The sequence below is a fragment of the Aeromicrobium sp. NPDC092404 genome (genome assembly GCF_040684095.1).
Lineage (GTDB): Bacteria > Actinomycetota > Actinomycetes > Propionibacteriales > Nocardioidaceae > Aeromicrobium.
This window is the reverse complement of record NZ_JBFBFI010000001.1, coordinates 1,776,238-1,796,338: the sequence shown is the minus strand read 5'-3', so window position 1 is coordinate 1,796,338 and position 20,101 is coordinate 1,776,238. Positions and strand designations below refer to the sequence as shown.

Annotated in this window: 17 protein-coding genes; 4 read left to right on the top strand and 13 right to left on the bottom strand. The window is 71.1% G+C overall.

Annotated features, from left to right (window positions below):
* Nucleotides 1–10 precede the first annotated feature (10 nt).
* From AB0N22_RS09070 to lon, 7 genes are all read right to left on the bottom strand, one after another.
* Nucleotides 11–2,530, bottom strand: a complete 2,520-nt coding sequence (locus AB0N22_RS09070; protein WP_364638434.1) for an FtsX-like permease family protein — start codon at nucleotides 2,528–2,530, stop codon at nucleotides 11–13.
* 1 nt (nucleotide 2,531) lies between these two features.
* Entirely contained in the window at nucleotides 2,532–3,272 is a 741-nt protein-coding gene (locus AB0N22_RS09065; protein ID WP_364638432.1) for an ABC transporter ATP-binding protein, read from the bottom strand.
* Nucleotides 3,269–3,478, bottom strand: a complete 210-nt coding sequence (locus tag AB0N22_RS09060) for a hypothetical protein (RefSeq protein WP_364638429.1) — start codon at nucleotides 3,476–3,478, stop codon at nucleotides 3,269–3,271. Before AB0N22_RS09060 ends, AB0N22_RS09065 begins: the two co-directional genes overlap by 4 nt.
* A 113-nt stretch (nucleotides 3,479–3,591) precedes the next feature.
* A complete protein-coding gene (locus tag AB0N22_RS09055) occupies nucleotides 3,592–4,251 on the bottom strand; it encodes a response regulator transcription factor (protein WP_364638426.1) in 660 nt (219 codons plus the stop codon).
* A complete protein-coding gene (locus AB0N22_RS09050) occupies nucleotides 4,239–5,486 on the bottom strand; it encodes a sensor domain-containing protein (RefSeq protein WP_364638423.1) in 1,248 nt (415 codons plus the stop codon). Before AB0N22_RS09050 ends, AB0N22_RS09055 begins: the two co-directional genes overlap by 13 nt.
* 50 nt (nucleotides 5,487–5,536) lie before the next feature.
* On the bottom strand, nucleotides 5,537–5,899 hold the full coding sequence (locus AB0N22_RS09045) for an HNH endonuclease (protein WP_364638420.1): 363 nt from the start codon (nucleotides 5,897–5,899) through the stop codon (nucleotides 5,537–5,539).
* A gap of 94 nt (nucleotides 5,900–5,993) precedes the next feature.
* Nucleotides 5,994–8,324 (bottom strand): endopeptidase La, encoded by a 2,331-nt coding sequence (gene lon, locus AB0N22_RS09040; RefSeq protein ID WP_364638416.1) that lies wholly within the window; start codon nucleotides 8,322–8,324, stop codon nucleotides 5,994–5,996.
* Between the two features lie 169 nt (nucleotides 8,325–8,493).
* On the opposite strand from lon, the gene AB0N22_RS09035 reads away from it, so the two are divergent.
* Entirely contained in the window at nucleotides 8,494–9,642 is a 1,149-nt protein-coding gene (locus tag AB0N22_RS09035) for a zinc-dependent alcohol dehydrogenase (RefSeq protein WP_364638415.1), read from the top strand.
* 11 nt (nucleotides 9,643–9,653) lie between these two features.
* Complete coding sequence (locus AB0N22_RS09030) at nucleotides 9,654–10,226, top strand: hypothetical protein (protein ID WP_364638412.1); 573 nt, start codon at nucleotides 9,654–9,656, stop codon at nucleotides 10,224–10,226.
* A 42-nt stretch (nucleotides 10,227–10,268) separates the two neighbouring features.
* Here AB0N22_RS09030 and AB0N22_RS09025 read toward each other — a convergent pair whose 3' ends face one another.
* Nucleotides 10,269–11,531 carry a choice-of-anchor P family protein gene (locus AB0N22_RS09025; RefSeq protein ID WP_364638409.1) on the bottom strand — a complete coding sequence of 421 codons (1,263 nt, stop codon included), beginning with the start codon at nucleotides 11,529–11,531 and terminating at the stop codon, nucleotides 10,269–10,271.
* 173 nt (nucleotides 11,532–11,704) lie between these two features.
* Here AB0N22_RS09025 and AB0N22_RS09020 point away from each other — a divergent pair, with 173 nt between their 5' ends.
* Nucleotides 11,705–13,879: a thiamine pyrophosphate-dependent enzyme gene (locus AB0N22_RS09020; protein ID WP_364638406.1), complete on the top strand. Its 2,175-nt coding sequence runs from the start codon at nucleotides 11,705–11,707 to the stop codon at nucleotides 13,877–13,879.
* Between the two features lie 41 nt (nucleotides 13,880–13,920).
* Here the strand turns inward: AB0N22_RS09020 and AB0N22_RS09015 are convergent, their stop codons facing one another.
* A complete protein-coding gene (locus AB0N22_RS09015; protein WP_364638403.1) occupies nucleotides 13,921–15,363 on the bottom strand; it encodes an MFS transporter in 1,443 nt (480 codons plus the stop codon).
* A gap of 113 nt (nucleotides 15,364–15,476) precedes the next feature.
* Here AB0N22_RS09015 and AB0N22_RS09010 point away from each other — a divergent pair, with 113 nt between their 5' ends.
* Entirely contained in the window at nucleotides 15,477–16,046 is a 570-nt protein-coding gene (locus tag AB0N22_RS09010) for a helix-turn-helix domain-containing protein (protein WP_364638400.1), read from the top strand.
* Between the two features lies 1 nt (nucleotide 16,047).
* On the opposite strand, the gene AB0N22_RS09005 is transcribed toward AB0N22_RS09010, so the two are convergent.
* From AB0N22_RS09005 to deoC, 4 genes are all read right to left on the bottom strand, one after another.
* Nucleotides 16,048–16,617 carry an ATP-binding protein gene (locus tag AB0N22_RS09005; protein ID WP_364638397.1) on the bottom strand — a complete coding sequence of 190 codons (570 nt, stop codon included), beginning with the start codon at nucleotides 16,615–16,617 and terminating at the stop codon, nucleotides 16,048–16,050.
* A 7-nt stretch (nucleotides 16,618–16,624) separates the two neighbouring features.
* A complete protein-coding gene (locus AB0N22_RS09000) occupies nucleotides 16,625–17,488 on the bottom strand; it encodes an aldehyde dehydrogenase family protein (protein WP_364638395.1) in 864 nt (287 codons plus the stop codon).
* A gap of 76 nt (nucleotides 17,489–17,564) precedes the next feature.
* Nucleotides 17,565–19,010: an aldehyde dehydrogenase family protein gene (locus AB0N22_RS08995; RefSeq protein ID WP_364638392.1), complete on the bottom strand. Its 1,446-nt coding sequence runs from the start codon at nucleotides 19,008–19,010 to the stop codon at nucleotides 17,565–17,567.
* Between the two features lie 82 nt (nucleotides 19,011–19,092).
* On the bottom strand, nucleotides 19,093–20,025 hold the full coding sequence (gene deoC, locus AB0N22_RS08990) for a deoxyribose-phosphate aldolase (RefSeq protein ID WP_364638389.1): 933 nt from the start codon (nucleotides 20,023–20,025) through the stop codon (nucleotides 19,093–19,095).
* Nucleotides 20,026–20,101: the final 76 nt, after the last annotated feature.

Sequence of the window (20,101 nt, the reverse complement as noted above, 5' to 3'; positions counted from 1 at the left end):
CGGCGGGGGTTCAGCGCTGGCTGAGCACCTCAGCGGGTGAGAAGCGCAGGGCGCGTCGCGTCGGCACGACGATCGAGGCGTACGCGATCGCCGTCACGAGGACCACGGTCCCCGGCACCACCCACCAGGGTCCGTCCGGCAGCGGCCGCTCGAGGAACCCGACCCCGAGCAGGGCCAAGGGCACGGCCGACACCGCCAGGCCCGCCGCCACGGCCGCCGTGGCCACCAGGCCGGCCTCGCGCCGCATCATGGCCAGCACCTGCTTGGGGGTCATCCCGTTGAGCCGCAGCGTGGCGATCTCGTGACGTCGCTGCACTGTCGTCGCGACGAGCTTGTTGGCGATGCCCAGCAGCAGGTAGCCCATCAGGACCGCCAGCGTCGCGACGTTGATCCAGACCTCGGCCGGGACAGAGCGCTGCTGGCCCTTGGCTTCGGTGCTCTGCACCAGCCCCGGTCGCGTCGCCAGGACGTCGTCGATCGCAGCACGCGTCCGGGCCGTGCCGTCGGTGCGCACCTCGAGTCTCTGGTCGACCAGGCCGGTGACGTGGCCGGACGCGAGGTCGCGCGAGACCACGAGCGGTCCGAAGCCGAGGCCTCGGCCATAGATCGCGACGACCCGCGCCTTCACGCGTGCACCGTCACCGAGGGTGAGGGCGACGGAGGAGCCGATTCGTGCGTTGCGGTCGCGCGCCACGTCCTCGCCCAGGGCGACGGTGTGCCCCGAGAGGTCCTCGAGGCTGCCGTCCTGCACCTCGAGGTCGCGGATGCCCGGCGCGGCCGGGTCGAGGACCTGGACGGCCAGCGCCTCGACCTCCTCGGAGCCGAGGACCCGGCTGCTCCACACGGCCGTGGTCGCCCCGACCGGCGCCGCGGCACGCACGCCGGGGATGCGACGAATCGCTTCGACAGTGCCGTCGGGCACGCCCCCCAACGCCGGTGCCGCGATCATCACGTCGGACCGGGTGCCGGCCGTCACCTCCCGATCCTGGGCGCTCATGACAGTCGTCTGCGCGTACGCATAGGTCAGCGTGAACACGACGGCCATCGTCAGGGTCGTGACGGCGCCGGCGACCCGGAGCGGGTAGCCGTGCGTGTTGGACACCGCGAGCCACCATGGCGCCGACACCCCGGTCGGCAGCCGGCGAGCCAGCACGGCGCTGAAGCGGCTCACGAGCATCGGGCCCGACAGCGCCAGACCGATCGCGGCCAGGATGCCGGCCATCGAGGTCGTGGCGGCGCCGAGGGCCGACCGGCTCAGCAGCGGCGTGACCGAGAGCGTGAGAGCAGCGACGATCAACAGCAGCCCGCTGCGGTGACGGATCAACGACGGCGTCCGCGGCTCGCTGCGGGCTTCCGCGACGGCCTCGGTCGCCGCCATGCGTGAGGTGCGCCAGACCGACGCGCGCGTGGACACCTGGACGACGCCCAGCATCAGCGCGAGGGCGGCGACGGCGGGCAGGGGACTGATCGTGAGGGGCAGCCCGGCCGGGATGATGCCCAGGTCGACGAGGAACGCGTGGAACCGCTGGGCCAGGAGGTGTCCGAGTGCGAGACCGGGAACCGCCGCGACAGCGGCGACGACCGTCGCCTCGGTCGACACGAGTCGGCGCACCTGGCGTGGGGTCGCCCCGACCGCGCGCAGAAGCGCCAGCTCCTGGCGCTGACCGCGGATGGAGGTCGAGAGCGCGCCGGCCACGATGAAGCCGATGACGCACGCGATGACCCCCGCGAGCGAGGCCGCAAGCACGACCAGCATCGAACGGGACGCGGCGGAGCCGGGCAGCTCCGCGTCGCCGCGGGACGCGCCGGTGCTGACGACGAGCCCGCTGCCGGCCAGCTCGTCCTCGACGGCTCTCGTCGTCGCCTGCTCGCTGCCGGCCTCGACGCTCAAGGCGACGGCGTCGACCGTCTCGGCGCGGGGGCCGGACACCCGACCGGCGAGCCGCTGGGCGACGTCGTCCGCGAAGAGGACCCCGGCGTCGTCGGACCGCACGACGGCCGAGAGCCGGTACGTTCGCTGCTGCCCGGCCGCGACGACGGTGACGGAGTCGCCGACGGTCACCCCGGCCCTCGAGGCAGCCGATCGGCTGATGACGACCTCGTCGCCTGACGGCGCACGGCCGTCGACAGTGGAATCGTCCACCAGTCCCAGCGTCGACCACGGGTGCCCGGCGGTCCGTGGGTCACCGGAGGCGATGCGTCCGTCGGCGCTGACGACGGCTGCGGGGAAGCCGATGTCGCCGGTCGCCGAGACGACTCCCGGAACCTGGGCCAGACGGTCGACGACGTCAGCCGGAACCGTCCCGCGCTCGGGCAGGGCCAAGGGCAGGTCGGGCCCGTCGACGCTCTGCCGGGCCGACACGACGAGGTCGGCGTCGGCGAAGCGGTCGGCGGTGACGTGCGACCGCAGCCCCGACTCGGCGAGGATGCCGGTCGCGGTGATCATGGCCGCTCCGCCGAGGACGGCGCAGGCGACCGCGACGAGTGAGCTGACGCGGCGGCGCACCATCCGCAGGGCGAGCTGGAACATGTCAGGCCTCCGTCAGCGCGACGAGACGAGCGGCGAGGTCGGCCGCCGAGGGCCGGCGCACGGTGTCGACGATCCGGCCATCGGCCATGACCAGCGTCTGGTGGGCCTGCGCCGCGGCGCTCGGGTCGTGGGTCACCATGACGACGGTCTGGTGCAGCTCCTCGACCAGCTCACGGAGCAGGGTCAGGACGTCGTGCGCGCTCTGCAGGTCGAGGGCTCCGGTCGGCTCGTCGGCGAACACGACGGCGGGCTGCGCGACCAGGGCTCGTGCGATCGCTGCGCGCTGCTGCTGGCCGCCGGACAGCTCCGCCGGCCGATGGGCGAGGCGATCGGCCAGCCCGACGCGCGCGACCAGGCTGGCAAGCCATGCCGGGTCGGGTCGACGTCCGGCCAGGCGCAGCGGCAGCGTGATGTTGTCCATGACACTGAGCGACGGCACGAGGTTGTACGCCTGGAAGACGAAGCCGATCCGGTCCCGGCGCAGCTCGGTCCGACGGTTCTCGTCGAGCCCGCCGATCTCGTCACCGGCGATGCAGATCCGGCCCGTGGTCGGGGTGTCCAGCCCTGCGGCGCAGTGCATCAGCGTGCTCTTGCCAGAGCCGGAGGGACCCATCACGGCGAGGAACGTGCCGGGCTCGACGTCCAGCGTCACGTCGTCGAGCGCCAGCACGCCGCCCGGGTAGGACTTGCTGACGTGCTCCAGCGCGATCGCCGGGGCGAGGGTCGTGGTCGCGACGCTCATGAGCGGCGACCGAGGCGGCGTGCGACGAGGAGCCCGATGCAGAGCAGCGCCGTGAGGCCCAGTGCCACGTTGGCGAGGATCGGGACACTGCTGAACGAGGTGATCGTGTTGCCCATGAGGCTCACGACCAGCACGATCCACAGGATCGTGGTGACAGCGCTGGGGGAATCGGTGTCGGTGCTCGGGAGGTGCTGCGAGTCGCTCATGATGGAGCCTTTCGTCGAGAGATGATGTCCTCTACGACGCTAGGTTTCGCGGGCCCCGCGAACGATCCCGTCAGCTGCCCAGTCGAGGTACAGCAGGCTGTACCTCCCGCCCGTCACCGACGCCGCTCGACGTCCTCGAGATAGCGCAGCACCGCGGCCACGCGGCGGTCCGTCCGGTCGGCCGGGGACAGGTCGAGCTTGGCGAAGATGCTGCGAATGTGCTTGTGCACGGCACCCTCGGTGACGACCAGGCGCTCCGCGACCGCGGCGTTGCCCAGGCCCTCGGCCATGAGCGCGAGGACGTCGAGCTCGCGAGGACTCAGCCGCTCCAGCCGGTCGTCCTGGCGGGTCCGGGACATCAGCTGCGTCACGACCTCGGGATCGATGGCCGTGCCGCCGGCCACCACGCGGTCGAGCGCTGCCAGGAACTCGTCGACCCGGCCGACCCGCTCCTTGAGCAGGTAGCCCAGTCCGGCGGAGCCGCCGGCAAGGAGCTCGGTGGCGAAGGCCTGCTCGACGTACGCCGACAGCACCAGCACGGCGAGCTCCGGCTGTCGACGGCGGGCCTCGACCGCGGCGACGATGCCCTCGTCGGTGTGGGTCGGCGGCATCCGTACGTCGACGATCGCGGCGTCGGGGCGGTGCTCGTCCAGCGCGGCCAGGAACGTCGTGGCGTCGTCGGTCGTCGCGACGACGTCGATCGACTCCGCGCGCAGCAGGAGCGCGAGGCCTTCGCGCAGCAACGGGTCATCCTCGGCGATCACGATCCGCATGGGAGCTCCACCTCCAGGACTGTCGGGCCGCCCTGGGGGCTGGTCAGGGCGAGGCTGCCGTCGTGCGCCTCGACGCGACGCCGCATCCCGGAGATGCCGGATCCGGACGACTCGCCGGCGCCACCGACACCGTCGTCGAAGACGCGGACACGAAGCCGCGGACCGTGGGTCCGCACCGTGACCTGGGCGTGGGCGGCCCCGCTGTGGCGGGAAATGTTGGTGAGTGCCTCCGAGACCACGAAGTAGGCCGTCGCCTCCACCGATGCCGCACACCGTTGGGGCACGTCGACATCGACTTGGCACGGCACCGCTGACGTCGCGGCCAGGCCCGACAGCGCGCCGGCGAGACCGCGGTCGGCCAGGACCGGGGGCAGGATGACGCGGGAGATGCCGCGGAGCTCGGTCAAGGCCCGTTCGGCCGCGGTCTGGGCCTGCTCGAGCAGCTCGTCGGCACCGGCCGGGTCGCGCGTGATCGCCCGCCGGGCTGCGCCGATGAGCACCGTCACGGCGACGAGCGGGTTCTGGGTGCTGTCGTGCAGCGCGCGTTCGATGCGACGCAGCTCCGCTGCGTGGGCGTCGAGTGCGGCGGCACGCGTCGCGGTGAGCTGGGCGACCCGCAGCGGCAGGTCGGTCTCGTCGCCGGGGGCCAGCAGCCGGCGGCCCCGCTGGGTCTGCAGCAGCGCCAGGGTCGGGGTGAGCCAGACGGTCGCCGCGGTCCAGCCGAGACCCAGCACGAACACCGCGGCTGCCTCGGCCCAGCTGTCGACGATCCAGAACCACAGCGACGCCGTCGCCTCGCCGGGCACGAGCCACCAGTAGGCCGGCAGGATCAGGTCCCGGAACGCCAGGAGGGGCAGGAGCGCGCCCACGACTCCGAGCAGGACGCCGAACGTCGCGTGACCCACGAGCCAGCGTGCCTCGCGGCGGGTGAGAGGGTCGGCGACCGCCTCTCGCAGGCGTACTGGCCCGGCCTCCAGGCGCACCAGGCCGGGCTCCCAGCGGTCGAGGCGGACCCGCTCGCGGTCGGCGAGGGCATGGAGGGCGCGCAGCACGAGCGGCACCAGGAGCAGGCCCACACCGACGACCCCGAGGATCGCTGCGGCCAGCATCGCGATCGCGACGACCAGGGCCAGGAGGCCGGTGCCGGCGCCACCGACGAGCTGCCGGACCGCGCGCCACGCCGTGTCGACGGCGGCCCGCAGCGACGTGCCGAGTGACGACTGGGTCGTGGCCATGGCACCTTCCGTGATGAGCTGCTCGACGAGTCTAGGGCCTGGCTGTCGTGTCAGACCGCCGTGTCGGTGGGTGTGACGCTCAGCAGCACGACGACCTCGCGGTGCCGCAGCAAGAACGCACTCTCGTCGAGCTTCTTGCGCCGCAGCCAGCCGGTCACCTCGTCGTTGTTCTTGCTCGCGTTGCACGAGCCGCACGCCGGCACGACGTTGCCGAGCGTGTAGCGGCCGCCGCGGGACAGCGGCAGCACGCAGTCGCGTTGCAGGGCGCGATCGGTGGCGCCGCAATACGCACAGCCCGCCCAGGCCTCGCGGATGGCGGCCCACTGGACCGGCGTGAGGTCGTTGTCGGCGCGGGCCATCCGCCCCGCGCGACGGCGCGTCGCACGGGCGCGACGACTTCGGCTCACGACCACGGCTCCACGCTAGGCGGTCGGGGGCGGCGGCAGCGGCAGGACGCCGTCGGCCCTCGAGCGTGTCGACGCGACCCGCCCGAGGACCGACTCGCTGCTACGCGGCGACGGCGGTGGTGACCTCGGCAGCCGGCTCGAGCGCCAGCGCCAGGATCTCGGCGACGTCGGCCACCGGTCGCACGTCGAGCTCGGCGAGCACGTCCTCCGGCACGTCGACCAGGTCCACCTCGTTGCGCGCCGGGATGAACACCGTCTTGAGCCCGGCCCGCTGGGCGGCCATGAGCTTCTGCTTGACCCCACCGATCGGCAGGACGCGGCCGTTCAGGGTCACCTCGCCGGTCATGCCGACGTCGGCCCGCACGTTGCGCCCGAGGGCCAGCGACGTCAACGCCGTCACCATCGTGACGCCTGCGGACGGCCCGTCCTTGGGCACCGCGCCAGCCGGCACGTGCAGGTGGATCGCCCGCTCGAGCGTCGCCGGGTCGATGCCGATCGCCGCGGCGTGTGAGCGTACGTAGGACAGCGCGATCTGCGCCGACTCCCTCATGACGTCGCCCAGCTGGCCCGTGATCGCGAGGCTTCGGTCACCGTCGTACGCGCTGGCTTCGATGAACAGCACGTCGCCGCCGAGGCCCGTCACCGCGAGCCCGGTCGAGACGCCCGGCACCGCCGTGCGCTCCTCGGACTCAGGAGTGAACCGGGGCCTTCCGATGTAGTCGGTGAGGGTCTTCTCGTCGACCACGACCGGCTTGACGACCTCGGGGTCGGTCAGCTTGGTCGTGACCTTGCGGAACACCTTGGCGAGCAGCCGCTCCATCTGGCGCACGCCGGCCTCCCGGGTGTACGACGCGGCGATCTGGCGCAGCGCCTCGTCCGTGACCTCGACCTCGTCGGCCGTGAGCGCGGCACGCTCGAGCTGCCGCGGTGCGAGGTACGTTCGGGCGATCGCGACCTTGTCGTCCTCGGTGTAGCCGTCGAGCTGCACGAGCTCCATGCGGTCGAGCAGGGCCTGCGGGATCTGCTCGACGACGTTGGCGGTCGCCAGGAACAGCACGTCGGACAGGTCGAGGTCGAGATCGAGGTAGTGGTCGCGGAACGTGTGGTTCTGCGCCGGGTCGAGCACCTCGAGCAACGCTGCCGCAGGGTCCCCGCGGTAGTCGGCGCCGACCTTGTCGATCTCGTCGAGCAGCACGACCGGGTTCATCGAGCCGGCCTCGCCGATCGCACGGACCAGCCGGCCCGGCAGCGCGCCGACGTACGTCCGACGGTGCCCGCGGATCTCCGCCTCGTCGCGGACGCCACCGAGGGCGACGCGCACGAAGTTGCGCCCGAGCGCTCGTGCGACGCTCTCGCCGAGGGAGGTCTTGCCGACCCCGGGCGGGCCGACCAGCGCCATGACGGCGCCCGAGCCGCGACCGCCGACGACCTCGAGGCCACGCTCGCTGCGCCGGGCCCGGACCGCGAGGTACTCCACGATGCGGTCCTTCACGTCGTCGAGGCCGTGGTGATCGGCGTCGAGCACCTCGCGGGCGCCCTTGATGTCGGTGTTGTCATCGGTCTTGACGCCCCACGGCAGCTCGAGCACCGTGTCGAGCCACGTGCGGATGTAGCCGGACTCGGGGTTCTGGTCGCTCCCGCGCTCGAGCTTGGCAACCTCGCGCAGGGCGGCCTTGCGGACGTCCTCGGGCAGGTCGGCCTCCTCGACGCGCGCGCGGTAGTCCTGCGTGCCCTCGGGCTCGTCGTCACCCAGCTCCTTGCGGATCGCGGCGAGCTGCTGGCGCAGCACGAACTCGCGCTGGTTCTTGTCGATGCTCTCCTGCACCGACTCCGAGATCTTCTCGTTGACCTCGCTCTCGGCGAGGTAGGCACGGGCCCACTCGATCAGCAGGGTGAGGCGCAGCTCGACCTCTGGAGTCTCGAGGAGCTGACGCTTCTGCTCGAGGTCGAGGTACGACGCGTAGCCCGCGGTGTCGGCGAGCGCGCTGGGGTCGGTCAGGCGCTGCACGGAGTCGATGACCTGCCACGCGTTGCGCTTCTGCAGGATCGTCACGAGGAGCCCCTTGTAGTCGCCCGCGAGCTCACGGACGTGCTCGGTGACCGGCTCGTCCTCGATCAGCTCGGCCTCGACCCACAGGGCCGCGCCCGGGCCGGTCACGCCGCCCTGGAGGTGGGCGCGCTGCACGGCCTGGATCACGGCGCCCGGTCCGCCGCCGGGGAGGCGGCCGACCTGCTGGATCGTCGCGATCACGCCGTGCGTGGCGTAGCGGTCCTCGAGCCTCGGGGCGACCAGGAGCCGGTCGTCGTTGCTCGTTCGGGCGGCATCGACGGCCGCGCGCGCGGCGTCGTCGAGCTCGATGGGGACGACCATGCCGGGCAGGACGACGACGTCCTCGAGGGCCAGCACGGGGAACTTCTGCAGTGCGCTCACGGTCTCTCCTCAGAGTTGAGTCTGATGGGCTCAACCGCGAAGGCGGAGCCGGCATTCCGCTTGGCAGCACGTGTTCGCTGTGGGCGGACTCAAACTTTTCCGGCTCCCGACGTATCGGACGCGGACAACCGGGTAGTGGCCGGGAAACAGCGACATGGAGGAGGGGGTCATGAAGGCGATGGTCTATCGCGGGCCTTACAAGGTGCGCGTCGAGGAGAAGGCCGAGCCGCGGATCGAGCACCCGAACGATGCGATCGTGCGGGTCACGCTCGCCGCGATCTGCGGCTCGGACCTGCACCTGTACCACGGCATGATGCCCGACACCCGGGTCGGCCACACGTTCGGCCACGAGTTCATCGGGGTCGTGGAGCAGATCGGCCCGTCGGTCCAGAACCTCAAGGTCGGCGATCGGGTCATGGTGCCGTTCAACGTCTACTGCGGGTCCTGCTACTTCTGCGCGCGCGGGCTTTACTCCAACTGCCACAACGTCAATCCCAACGCCACGGCCGTGGGCGGCATCTATGGCTACTCGCACACCTGCGGCGGCTACGACGGCGGACAGGCCGAGCTCGTCCGCGTCCCGTTCGCCGACGTCGGGCCGGCCGTCATTCCCGAGTGGATGGACGACGAGGACGCACTGCTGTGCACCGACGCCTTGGCGACCGGCTACTTCGGCGCCCAGCTGGGCGACATCGTCGAGGGCGACACCGTCGTCGTCTTCGGCGCCGGGCCGGTCGGGCTGTACGCGGCCAAGACGGCGTGGTTCATGGGTGCCGGCCGGGTCATCGTGGTCGACCACCTCGACTACCGGTTGGCGAAGGCCCGCGAGTTCGCGCACGCCGAGACGGTCAACTTCGCGGAGCACCGGGACATCATCGTCGAGATGAAGCGCACGACGGGCTTCCTGGGTGCCGACGTCGCGATCGACGCCGTCGGCGCCGAGGCCGACGGCAACTTCCTGCAGCACGTCACGGCCGCGAAGCTCAAGCTGCAGGGCGGATCTCCGATCGCGCTCAACTGGGCGATCGACTCGGTGCGCAAGGGCGGGACGGTCTCGGTCGTCGGCGCGTACGGCCCGATGTTCAGCGCCGTGAAGTTCGGCGACGCCCTCAACAAGGGCTTGACCCTCAACATGAACCAGTGCCCGGTCAAGCGGCAGTGGCCGCGCCTGTTCGAGCACATCCAGGAGGGCCACATCAAGCCCAACGACATCGTGACGCACCGCATCCCGTTGGAGCACGTCGCCGAGGGGTATCACATCTTCTCGGCCAAGCTCGACGGCGTCATCAAGCCGCTCATCGTCCCGAGCGCGAGCTGAGAGGAGCTCCCATGCCGTACTCCGCCGAGAAGCCCATCACCCCGCCGCCCAGCGAGGAGCTGCGTCAGCGGATCCCCGGCTGGGGCTCCGACCTCGACCCGAAGGACCGGCCCTCGTTCCCGCAGGAGCGGCTCGACCCCGGCACGACCGGGGCGCACTGGGACGTCCCCGAGCAGCAGGAGGGAGTCGACCGTCGCGAGCGCTCGATCGAGCATCCGCGGGTGACCCCGGCGTTCGGGACGTCCGTACCGCTGCGCGGAGTGTCCGGGGCGATCCGGCGACTGGCCTACGTGAGTTTCAGCGAGGCGCGCGCCGCGCACTGGCTGCTGCTGCTGGCCGGCGATCGCGTGGACGTCGCCGAGAGCCACGCACGTGCGCTGCTGAGCGGCCGCCCGACCGCGCCAGGCACGGCGTCGGGTCTGAGGAGCGAGCTCACGCACCACGGGTGGTCGTCACGGCGCGGGCACGGCCGTGCCGACGTCAAGCACCAGTGGCTCGACCCGGTGGTCGTCGCCGGCCCACTGCTGCTGGCCGGCGTGGCGGCGACCAGGGTCGTACGCCGCCTCGGGCGGAACCGATCGTGAGAGACGGGTGAGCCCGGCCCGGGGGCCGGGCTCACCCACCTGTCAGTACGTGAGGGATCCGGCGACGCCGACGTAGATCTCGGCGCCGGCCTTGAGCCCGCTCCGGGGCGACAGGAGCGTGACGTGCAGGCCCACGACCTGCGCGCCGATCGAGGTCGTCGTCTGCTCGTTGACCACGACCTTCACGACGTTGGGCACGTTGACCACGGTGTTGGGCTGCGCGGACACCGTGATCGGCTTGCCGCCGATCACCAGGTTGACGATGTCGGACGACGCGGTGTTGACGCGTTGCCCGGGCCCGGTCTTCTGCGACCGCGCCGTGACCTTGACGGCCTTGGCCTTGATGAGGCCGTTCAGCACGTTCACCCCGGCGATCTCGTTGGAGTGCGTGACATCGGCCGTCGTCGGGGTGCTGACGGAGTTGGCCGACGACTGGATCGCGCCGATGACGAGGACGAGGGGCACGTTGACCGCCGCGGTCTTGTTGTAGAGCGTGTATCCGTGCGTGCTGCCCGGGGGCGTCGCGGCCAGCGCGCTCGGGCCGGAGATGACCTTGACGCTGCTGCCGACGTTGACGCTGGCGTAGGTGCCGTAGGCGTAGCCCCCGACCTGGGTCGACGTGGTCTCGCTGGGTGACAGCGTCGAGGTGGTCGGGTTGATGATGATCGTGGTCCCGACGGGCGAGCCCTCGTAGGCCTTGAGCAGCGTGACCTTGAGCGCCGAGCCCGTCACGGTGACCTTGCCGCCGACGATGTCGACCTTCTTCTCGTTGAGGATGACCGAGGCGACGCCCGGCAGGTTGACGCCGAAGTTGTTGTCGACGTTCAGCGGGATGTTCTTGCCCTTGATGGCGACGCCGACGAGCTCGGTGTCGCTGTCGCCGCTGAGCACCGTGCCGGTGCGCTTGGCGTTGGTCACGGTCGTGAGCGCGTTGACCTTGATCAGCCCGTTTAGCACCGACAGGCCCGCCGTCTTGGCCGAGGAGGTCTGGGTGATGTCGGTGCCGACCTTCTCGACCTTCGTCTCGGTCTCGACCGCGCCGGCCTTCAGCAGCGTGCCCACGTTGGCCGACGCGACGCTGTTGGCGTTCTGGTTGGGGTACGTCGTGCCGTTGATGCTCGACGACGCGGTCGCGTCGGACTCGACGGTGCTGCCGAGGACGCGGACGTACGTGCCACCTGCGGCTCCGTAGTAGGCGTACGGGGTGTTCGGGTCGGGCTCGGCACCCTGGGCCGGCAGTGTGGTGAAGGCGACGGCCAGCACGGTGGCGGCCGACGCCAGAAGGGCGATGGGACGGCGAGACATGGGGACCTCCGGGAGAATTCAGTCCCCCGACCTGGTCCGCGAGGACCGCGGCCATATCGAACAACGAGGGGTCGGTCGTTTCGTGACGGTCTGTTCGACATCTTTGTCCGGAAAGTCGGCGAAGTGCGCCTTTCGCCAGGTCAACGCGGCCCCGCCTCGCGATACGTTGAGGGATGCCCGAGTCGATCGACGATCACGTCGTCCGCCGGTTGCGCACGTGGCCCGAGCGCGGCGACGCACGCGTTCCCGTCCCGGACCCCGAGGCCCTGCTGGCGTACTTCGACGCGCAGCTGCAGAGCCGTCACCTCGACCTCGCGATCCGGTGGCTCCAGGCGCAGGGTGAGGCGTTCTACACGATCGGCTCGGCGGGGCACGAGAGCAATGCCGCGGTGGCCATGGCGCTCCGCCCGACCGACCCGGCGCTGCTGCACTACCGCTCCGGCGGCTTCTACGCGGCGCGGGCCGCCCAGGTGAGCGGGTCGACCGCGATCGACGATGTGCTCAACGGTGCCCTCGCCTCGACGAGCGACCCGATCTCGGGCGGACGCCACAAGGTCTTCGGGCATCCGGGCCTCAACGTCATCCCCCAGACGTCGACGATCGGCTCGCACCTGCCGCGTGCATTCGGGCTCGCCTTCGCCATGGGCCGGGCGCCGAGGTCCGCGGTCGTGCCGCCGTGGCCGCTGGACTCGGTCGTCGTCTGCAGTTTCGGCGATGCGTCGGCCAACCACTCGACCGCGGTCGGAGCGCTCAACGCCTCGGCCTACTGTGCGCACCAGGGTGCACCGCTGCCGATCCTCTACGTCTGCGAGGACAACGGCATCGGCATCAGCACCCGTTCGCCGGCCGGATGGGTCGAGCGCGCGCTGACCTCCTGGCCGGGCCTCCAGTACGCCGCCGCCGACGGCACCCGTCCCGTCGAGCTGCTGGCGACGGCGGCGCGGCTCGTGGACCGGGTCAGGGCGGAACGACGACCGGCGATCCTGCACCTGCGCACCGTCCGCTTCATGGGGCACGCCGGATCGGACGCCGAGATCGCCTATCGGTCGACCCGCGAGATCGAGGACGACTACGCCCGGGACCCCGTCCTGGCCACCGCCGGCGCGCTGATCGATGCGGGTGTGCTGACGGGGGACGAGGCCTTCGCGCGGTACGAGGACGCGCGGGCGCGCGTGATGCAGCGGGCCAAGGCGCTGGCCGGCGCCCGGCGGCTCCACGAGGCGGCGGTCATCGCGGAGCCGATCACGGCGCGTCGGAGCCGCCAGGACGTGGTTGCCGATCCGGCTCGGCGACAGGCGACGTTCGCTGGTCGGCTGCCGGAGGACGACGGGCCGATGACCCTGGCCCAGAGCATCAACGCCGCGCTCAAGGACGCCCTCGCGGCGCATCCCGAGGCGCTGGTGTTCGGTGAGGACGTGGGGCGCAAGGGCGGCGTCTACGGCGTGACCCGCGGGCTGCGCAAGGCGCACGGCGCCGCGCGGGTGTTCGACACGTTGCTCGACGAGCAGACGATCCTCGGCACCGCACTCGGCTCAGCCCTCGCCGGCTTCCTGCCGATCCCCGAGATCCAGTACCTCGCCTATCTCCACAACGCCGAGGACCAGCTCCGCGGCGAGGCGGCGACGCTGCGCTTCTTCTCCGCCGGCCAGTACGAGAACGGCATGGTCGTGCGGGTCGCCGGCCTGGCCTACCAGAAGGGCTTCGGCGGGCACTTCCACAACGACAACTCGGTCGCCGTGCTGCGTGACATCCCGGGCCTCGTGCTCGCGGTCCCGAGCCATCCCGACAGTGCGCCGCAGCTCCTGCGGGAGTGCCTGGCGCTGGCCGGGGAGGGCCGGGTCTGTGTCTACCTCGAGCCCATCGCCCTCTACCACCAGCGCGACCTTCAGGACGGTGACGCCGCGTGGACGGCCGGCTACGCCGCGCCGGCGCCGTGGCCGGCCGAGGCCGGTTCGGAGCTCGGTCGCGTGCGTACGCACGGGGACGGGCGGGACGTCCTGCTCGTGACGTTCGGCAACGGCGTCCGGATGAGTCTCCGGGCAGCTGCCCAGCTGGCCGAGGGCGGCATCGGTTGCACGGTGCTCGACCTGCAGTGGCTCTCGCCGCTGCCGCACGAGGAGCTGCTGCGGACGGCGGCGGGGTTCGAGCGGGTCGTGGTCGTCGACGAGACCAGGCAGAGCGGGGGTGTCTCGGAGTCGGTCATCACGGCCCTGGTCGACGGCGGGCACACCGGCCGTCTGGTCCGGGTGACCAGCGCCGACAGCTTCATCCCGCTGGGCCCGGCGGCCGACCACGTGCTGCTGTCGGAGGAGCTCATCACCGAGGTCGTGCGCCGGATCGCCGGCTAGGCGTGCCGGCCGACCCGCCAGGCCGGCCGGCACGCACGGTCTCAGACCGCGACGGGCAGCAGCTCGCCGGCCTGCGCGGCGTCGCGGTGGTCCCTGGAGTGCTGCGAGCTGATCAGCACCAGGCTCAGCACCGCCCCGGTGATCGCGAGTCCCGTGCCGACCAGGAAGGCCGACTGGAAGCTCTCGGTCAGGCGCGCCGGGAGCGCGCCCGTCGTGTCACCGAAGGCGCTGTTGGACACCGCGACGAGGATCGCGAGGCCGAGCGCGCCACCGACCTGCTGCGACGTGTTGATCAGGCCCGAGGCCAGTCCCGCGTCGTCTGGCTCGACGCCCGACACCGAGGCGATCGTCAGGGGGACGAACGCGAAGCCGAGCCCCAGCGCGGCCAGCAGGGAGGGGCCGAGCAGGTCGCCGAGGAACGTGCCGTCGGGGGAGACCCGCGAGAACCAGAACAGTCCGGCAGCCACCAGCAGCATGCCGCCGGCCAGCACGGGCTTGAACCCGATGCGCGTCGTCAGCACCGAGGCGAACCCGGCCGAGACGATGATGCCGCCGGCCAGCGGGAGGTAGGCGAGCCCTGCTTTGAGCGCGGAGTAGCCGAGCACCTGCTGCATGTAGAGCGACACGAAGAAGAACATCGAGAACAGCGACATCGCGACGAACACGCCGGTCAGGTTCGCGCCGGTCAGCGTGCGGTTGCGGAAGATCCGGAACGGCAGCAGCGGCTGCTTCCACACCCGCTCGATCGCGATGAACGCGGCGATCAGGGCGGCGGACAGGATGGCCAGGCTGATGGTCCTGGTCGAGCCCCAGCCGGAGTCGTTGGCGTCGACGATCGTGTAGACGAGCAGCGAGACGCCGGCCGTCACCGTGATGGCGCCGAAGACGTCGAACGAGCTCGCGCTCTCGTCTCGGCTCTCGCCGAGCACCCGCATCGCGCCGTACGCGGCGAGCGCCGTGATCGGGACGTTGACGAACAGCACCCACTCCCAGCCGAGCGACTCCGTGAGGATGCCGCCCAGCAGCACGCCGACGGCACCGCCGGAACCGGCGACCGCGCCCCAGACACCGAGTGCCTTGTTGCGCTCGGCGCCCTCGGCGAACGTCGTGGTGAGGATCGCGAGGGCAGCCGGCGACAGCAGTGCAGCACCGAGGCCCTGGACGACGCGGGCGGCGATGAGCTGGCCCTCGGTCTGGCTGAACCCACCGAGCAGCGAGGCGACGCAGAACAGCAGCAGTCCGACGACGAACATGCGGCGCCGACCCATGAGGTCGGCGATGCGACCGCCCAGCAGGAGGAACCCGCCGAACACCAGGACGTACGAGTTGACGACCCAGGACAAGCTGTCCTGGTCGAGCTGGAGCTCCCGGCCGATGGAAGGCAGGGCGACGTTGACGATCGAGGCGTCGAGGACGACGACGAACTGGGCCGCCGCCAGCAAAGCGAGGATCAAGCCCTTGCGCTCGGTTGAGACCGTGGACATGTGTGATTCTCCTGGGGAGATGGGGAGTTGTAAGAAGCGGAACCTGAGGTCCGCTTCCGCAACGATATGGAGTTGCGGTTCCGTTTGTCAACCCGTACGTTTGAGGTATGTCGATGACCGAGGAACGGCCCCTGCGCGCCGACGCGCGCCGCAATCGCGAGGCGATCCTCAAGGCCGCCCGGCACATCTTCGCCAAGCACGGGTCGCAGGCGCAGATCGATGACGTGGCCAAGCGCGCCAAGGTCGGGGTGGGCACGGTCTACCGCCACTTCCCGACCAAGGAGGCGCTGTTCGAGGCGCTGGCCAGGGACAAGTTCGAGCGGCTGGCGGGTCTCGCCGACACGGCGATGGGGATCGAGGACCCGTGGGAGGGGATCGTCTTCTTCCTCAAGGAGGCTGCCGCCCTGCAGGCGGCCGATCGCACGCTGTCCGAGGTCTTCCGCGACCACGGTGACTTCATGGTCGACACCGCCCAGTCCTGTGGCCTCTCCGAGCTGGGCGACCGGCTCGTGCAGCGCGCCCAGGACGCCGGGGTGCTGAGGGACGACATCCGGGGGACCGATCTCGGCCTGATCTCCTGCTCGCTCGCCGGCGTGCCGCCGGTGTGGTCGTGGGAGCGCATGCTCGACATCGCCCTGGACGGGCTGCGGCCGGCCGACCGGCTGACCGACCTCGCGGGCTGAGTCAGCGTCCGGCCAGCAGCCTTCGGGCCTCACCGGGGGTCATCGGCTCGCAGCCGTGCGCGACGGCCTCGGCCACGACGCGCGGCTCGTCCTTGAGCAGGCGCCAGCCACGGCGCACCAGGACCCACGGAGACTTGCGGCCCTCGCGCAGGTCGCGGGCGAGGCGCAGCAGGAACGTGAGGACGCGGTGGCGGCGCAGGCAGATCGCGGCATCGAGGATCCCGGCCTCGCGGCAGGCGTCGACGATGACGGGAGCGAACAGGCCCTCGGCGATGAACCGGCCGTCGGGCGCGGTCAGTGTCTGCGTGCCGGTGCGCCGGCTCGCCGCGATGTCGTAGACCGGCACCTCGACGGAGCCGGAGGCGCACAGCTCCGCGATCGTGCCCACCGCGTCGACCGAGCTCCATGAGGCCGGGTCGTCCCAGTCGACGATCCCGAGGCTGGAGCGCGGCATGTCCGGCTCGTCGACGTCGCGGTAGAAGTCGTCGAGCCGCAGGACCGGCCACCCGAGACGTTCGGCCAGGTGGGACTTGCCGGAGCCCGAGGGCCCGGCGAGGATCACGACACCCACAGGTCGGTCACACCCCGATGGGGTGCCACACCGTCTTGGTCTCGACGAGCGCCTCGAGGCGGGCGAGCGACGGCTCGGCCAACCAGTCGACGGACGCGGTCCAGGGACGCACGACCCGCTTGAGGTTCTCGGCGGCCGCGACCTCGAGGGACGCGGCGAGCTCGGGGTCGTCGACCCCGGCCAGGTCGAGCGCGTTGACGTCCATGTGCGACGCGAGCCACGGCGCGATCTCGGCCGGCCGGCCCGTCAGGATGTTGACGACACCGCCCGGCAGGTCGGAGGTCGCCATGCACTCCGACAAGGTTACGGCGGGCACGGGGAACCGCTCGCTCGCGATCACCACGACGGTGTTGCCGGTGACGATCGCCGGCGCGACGACCGACACGAGGCCGAGCAGCGGACCGCTCGGCGCGACCGTGGCGACGACGCCCGTGGGCTCCGGCGTCGACAGGTTGAAGAACGGGCCCGACACCGGGTTGCCGTTGCCCAGCACCTGGGCGTACTTGTCGGCCCAGCCGGCGTACCAGACGACGCGATCGATCGCGGCGTCCACATAGGTGGTGGCCTTCTTGTCGCTGAGTCCCTCGGCGGCCCGGAGCTGTTCGATGAACTGGTCGCGGCGCCCCTCCATGACCTCGGCGAGGCGGTAGACGACCTGGCCGCGGTTGTAAGGCGTACGGGTCGACCATCCGCCGAACGCCTTGCGGGCCGCGAGCACCGCGTCGCGCGCGTCCTTGCGCGAGGCCAGGGCCATGTTGCCGAGGAAGCCGCCCTTGGCGTCGACCGCCTCGAACGTCCGACCGGACTCCGAGCGGGGGAACGCCCCGCCGATGTAGAGCTTGTGCGTCTTGCGCACGTCGAGACGGGTCATGCCACAGCCTCCTCGGAGAAGCAACGGTAAGGAGGCAGTGGCATGAGTGCCTGATGGTGCCCTCGCTGGCGCTCGGTCATACAGAAGCTCCCTGCAGGTAGGCGGCGAGGCCGTGGCGCCCGCCCTCGCGGCCGTAGCCCGACTCCTTGTAGCCGCCGAACGGGGCGGCCGGGTCGAACTTGTTGAACGTGTTGGCCCAGACGACGCCGGCGCGCAGCTGGTTGGCCATCGACAGGATCCGCGAGCCCTTCTCGGTCCAGACTCCGGCCGACAACCCGTACGGCGTGTTGTTGGCCTTCTCGACGGCCTCGGCCGGCGTGCGGAAGGTCAGGACCGACAGGACCGGCCCGAAGATCTCCTCACGGGCGATCCGATGGGCCTGCGTCACGCCGGTGAAGATCGTGGGGGCGAACCAGAACCCGCTGTCGGGGATGTCGCACGGAGCGGACCAGCGCTCGGCGCCCTCGGCGTCGCCGACGTCCGACAGCTCGTTGATGCGGGCGAGCTGCTCGGCGGAGTTGATCGCTCCGATGTCGGTGTTCTTGTCGAGCGGGTCGCCGAGTCTCAACGTGGACATGCGGCGCTTGAGCTTGTCGATGACCTCGTCGTAGACGCTCTCCTGCACGAGGAGCCGGGAGCCGGCGCAGCACACGTGACCCTGGTTGAAGAAGATGCCGCCGACGATGCCTTCGACCGCCTGGTCGAGCGGGGCGTCGTCGAACACGATGTTGGCGGCCTTGCCGCCGAGCTCGAGGGTCACCTTCTTGGACGTGCCGGCGACCGAGCGCGCGATGGCCTTGCCGACGGCGGTCGAGCCCGTGAAGGCGACCTTGTCGACGTCCGGGTGCTCGACGAGCGCCTGGCCGGTCGCGCCGGCGCCGGTGATGATGTTGACGACACCGGGCGGCAGCTCGGCCTGCTGGCAGACCTCGGCGAACAGCAGGGCCGTCAGGGGCGTCGTCTCGGCGGGCTTGAGCACGACGGTGTTGCCGGCGGCGAGCGCCGGCGCGATCTTCCACGCCAGCATCATGATCGGGAAGTTCCACGGGATGACCTGGCCGGCGACGCCGAGGGCCTGCGGGGCCGGTCCGAGTCCGGCGTGGTCGAGCTTGTCGGCCCACCCGGCGTAGTAGAAGAACCACTGCGAGACCAGGGGAAGGTCGACGTCGCGCGACTCCTTGATCGGCTTGCCGTTGTCGAGCGACTCGAGCACCGCGAACTCGCGGCTGCGCTCGGCCATGATGCGCGCGATGCGGTAGAGGTACTTCGCCCGCTCGCTGCCCGGCATCGTGGACCAGACCTTGTCGTAGGCGCGGCGTGCCGCCTCGACGGCCCGGTCGACGTCGTCGGTGGTCGCCTCGGTGACCTCGGCGAGGACCTCCTCGGACGACGGGCTGATCGACTTGAAGGAGCCGCCCGTGCCGTCGACGAAGTCGCCGCCGATGAACAGGCCGTAGGAGCTCTTGATGTCGACGATGGCGCGGGACTCCGGCGCCGGGGCGTATTCGAACTTCTTACCCATTCGTGTCCTCGCTTCGCTCCGGGCACGAATGGGGCCCGAAGATGTCAGTCAGCCGGCGTGCCGGCCTGCGGTTGTTCATCGGTCAGTCCAACGTCACGTAGTCGGGGCCCGAGTAGTGGCCGGTGGCCATCTTCTGGCGCTGCAGCAACAGGTCGTTCAACAGGCTCGAGGCCCCGAAGCGGAACCAGTCGGGGTCGAGCCAGTCCTCGCCGGCGATCTCGTTGACCATCACGAGGTACTTGATCGCGTCCTTGGACGTACGGATGCCGCCGGCGGGCTTCACACCGACCTGACGCCCGGTCTCGGCGCGGAAGTCGCGGACGGCCTCGAGCATCACGAGGGTCACCGGCAGCGTCGCCGCGGGCTGCACCTTGCCGGTGCTGGTCTTGATGAAGTCGGCCCCGGCCATCATCGCGAGCCACGACGCCTTGCGGACGTTGTCGTACGTCTGCAGCTCGCCGGTCTCGAAGATGACCTTCAGGTGGGCGTGCGAGCCGTCGGGCCGGGCGCAGGCCTCCTTGGTGGCGACGATCTCGTCGAACACGAGGTCGTAGTCGCCGGTCAGGAACGCGCCACGGTCGATGACCATGTCGATCTCGTCGGCGCCGGCCTCGACGGCGTCGCGGGTGTCGGCGAGCTTGATGTCGAGGGCCGCCCGCCCCGACGGGAAGGCCGTGGCGACGCTGGCCACGTGGAGGCCCGACGTGCCGAGGGTTTCCTTGGCGATCTTGACCATGTCGGGGTAGACGCACACGGCCGCGGCCGCGGGACAGGTCGGGTCGGTGGGATCGGGGCGCATCGCCTTGTTGGCGAGCGCGCGGACCTTGCCCGGGGTGTCGGCGCCCTCGAGCGTCGTGAGATCGACCATCGAGATCGCGAGGTCGATGGCCCACGCCTTCGACGTGGTCTTGATCGAGCGGGTCCCCAGCCCGGCGGCTCGAGCCTCGAGCCCGACCTGGTCGACGCCCGGCAGCCCGCCGAGGGTCTTGCGCAGGGACGCGGTGGCGCCAGTCACGAAGGACCTCCTGGATCGGCGCGGCCACGTCGTCGGGGCCGCATCGATCCAGATTAGGCCCTTCGACCCGGGACCA

Coding starts and splice junctions, on each gene's coding strand:
- AB0N22_RS09020 (WP_364638406.1), top strand. CDS start 11,705: ATGCCCGAGTCGATCGACGATCACGTCGTCCGCCGGTTGCGCACGTGG.
- AB0N22_RS08995 (WP_364638392.1), bottom strand. CDS start 19,010: ATGGGTAAGAAGTTCGAATACGCCCCGGCGCCGGAGTCCCGCGCCATC.
- AB0N22_RS09050 (WP_364638423.1), bottom strand. CDS start 5,486: ATGGCCACGACCCAGTCGTCACTCGGCACGTCGCTGCGGGCCGCCGTC.
- AB0N22_RS09060 (WP_364638429.1), bottom strand. CDS start 3,478: ATGAGCGACTCGCAGCACCTCCCGAGCACCGACACCGATTCCCCCAGC.
- AB0N22_RS09025 (WP_364638409.1), bottom strand. CDS start 11,531: ATGTCTCGCCGTCCCATCGCCCTTCTGGCGTCGGCCGCCACCGTGCTG.
- AB0N22_RS09000 (WP_364638395.1), bottom strand. CDS start 17,488: ATGACCCGTCTCGACGTGCGCAAGACGCACAAGCTCTACATCGGCGGG.
- AB0N22_RS09070 (WP_364638434.1), bottom strand. CDS start 2,530: ATGTTCCAGCTCGCCCTGCGGATGGTGCGCCGCCGCGTCAGCTCACTC.
- AB0N22_RS09035 (WP_364638415.1), top strand. CDS start 8,494: ATGAAGGCGATGGTCTATCGCGGGCCTTACAAGGTGCGCGTCGAGGAG.
- AB0N22_RS09065 (WP_364638432.1), bottom strand. CDS start 3,272: ATGAGCGTCGCGACCACGACCCTCGCCCCGGCGATCGCGCTGGAGCAC.
- AB0N22_RS09030 (WP_364638412.1), top strand. CDS start 9,654: ATGCCGTACTCCGCCGAGAAGCCCATCACCCCGCCGCCCAGCGAGGAG.
- AB0N22_RS09015 (WP_364638403.1), bottom strand. CDS start 15,363: ATGTCCACGGTCTCAACCGAGCGCAAGGGCTTGATCCTCGCTTTGCTG.
- AB0N22_RS09055 (WP_364638426.1), bottom strand. CDS start 4,251: ATGCGGATCGTGATCGCCGAGGATGACCCGTTGCTGCGCGAAGGCCTC.
- AB0N22_RS09010 (WP_364638400.1), top strand. CDS start 15,477: ATGACCGAGGAACGGCCCCTGCGCGCCGACGCGCGCCGCAATCGCGAG.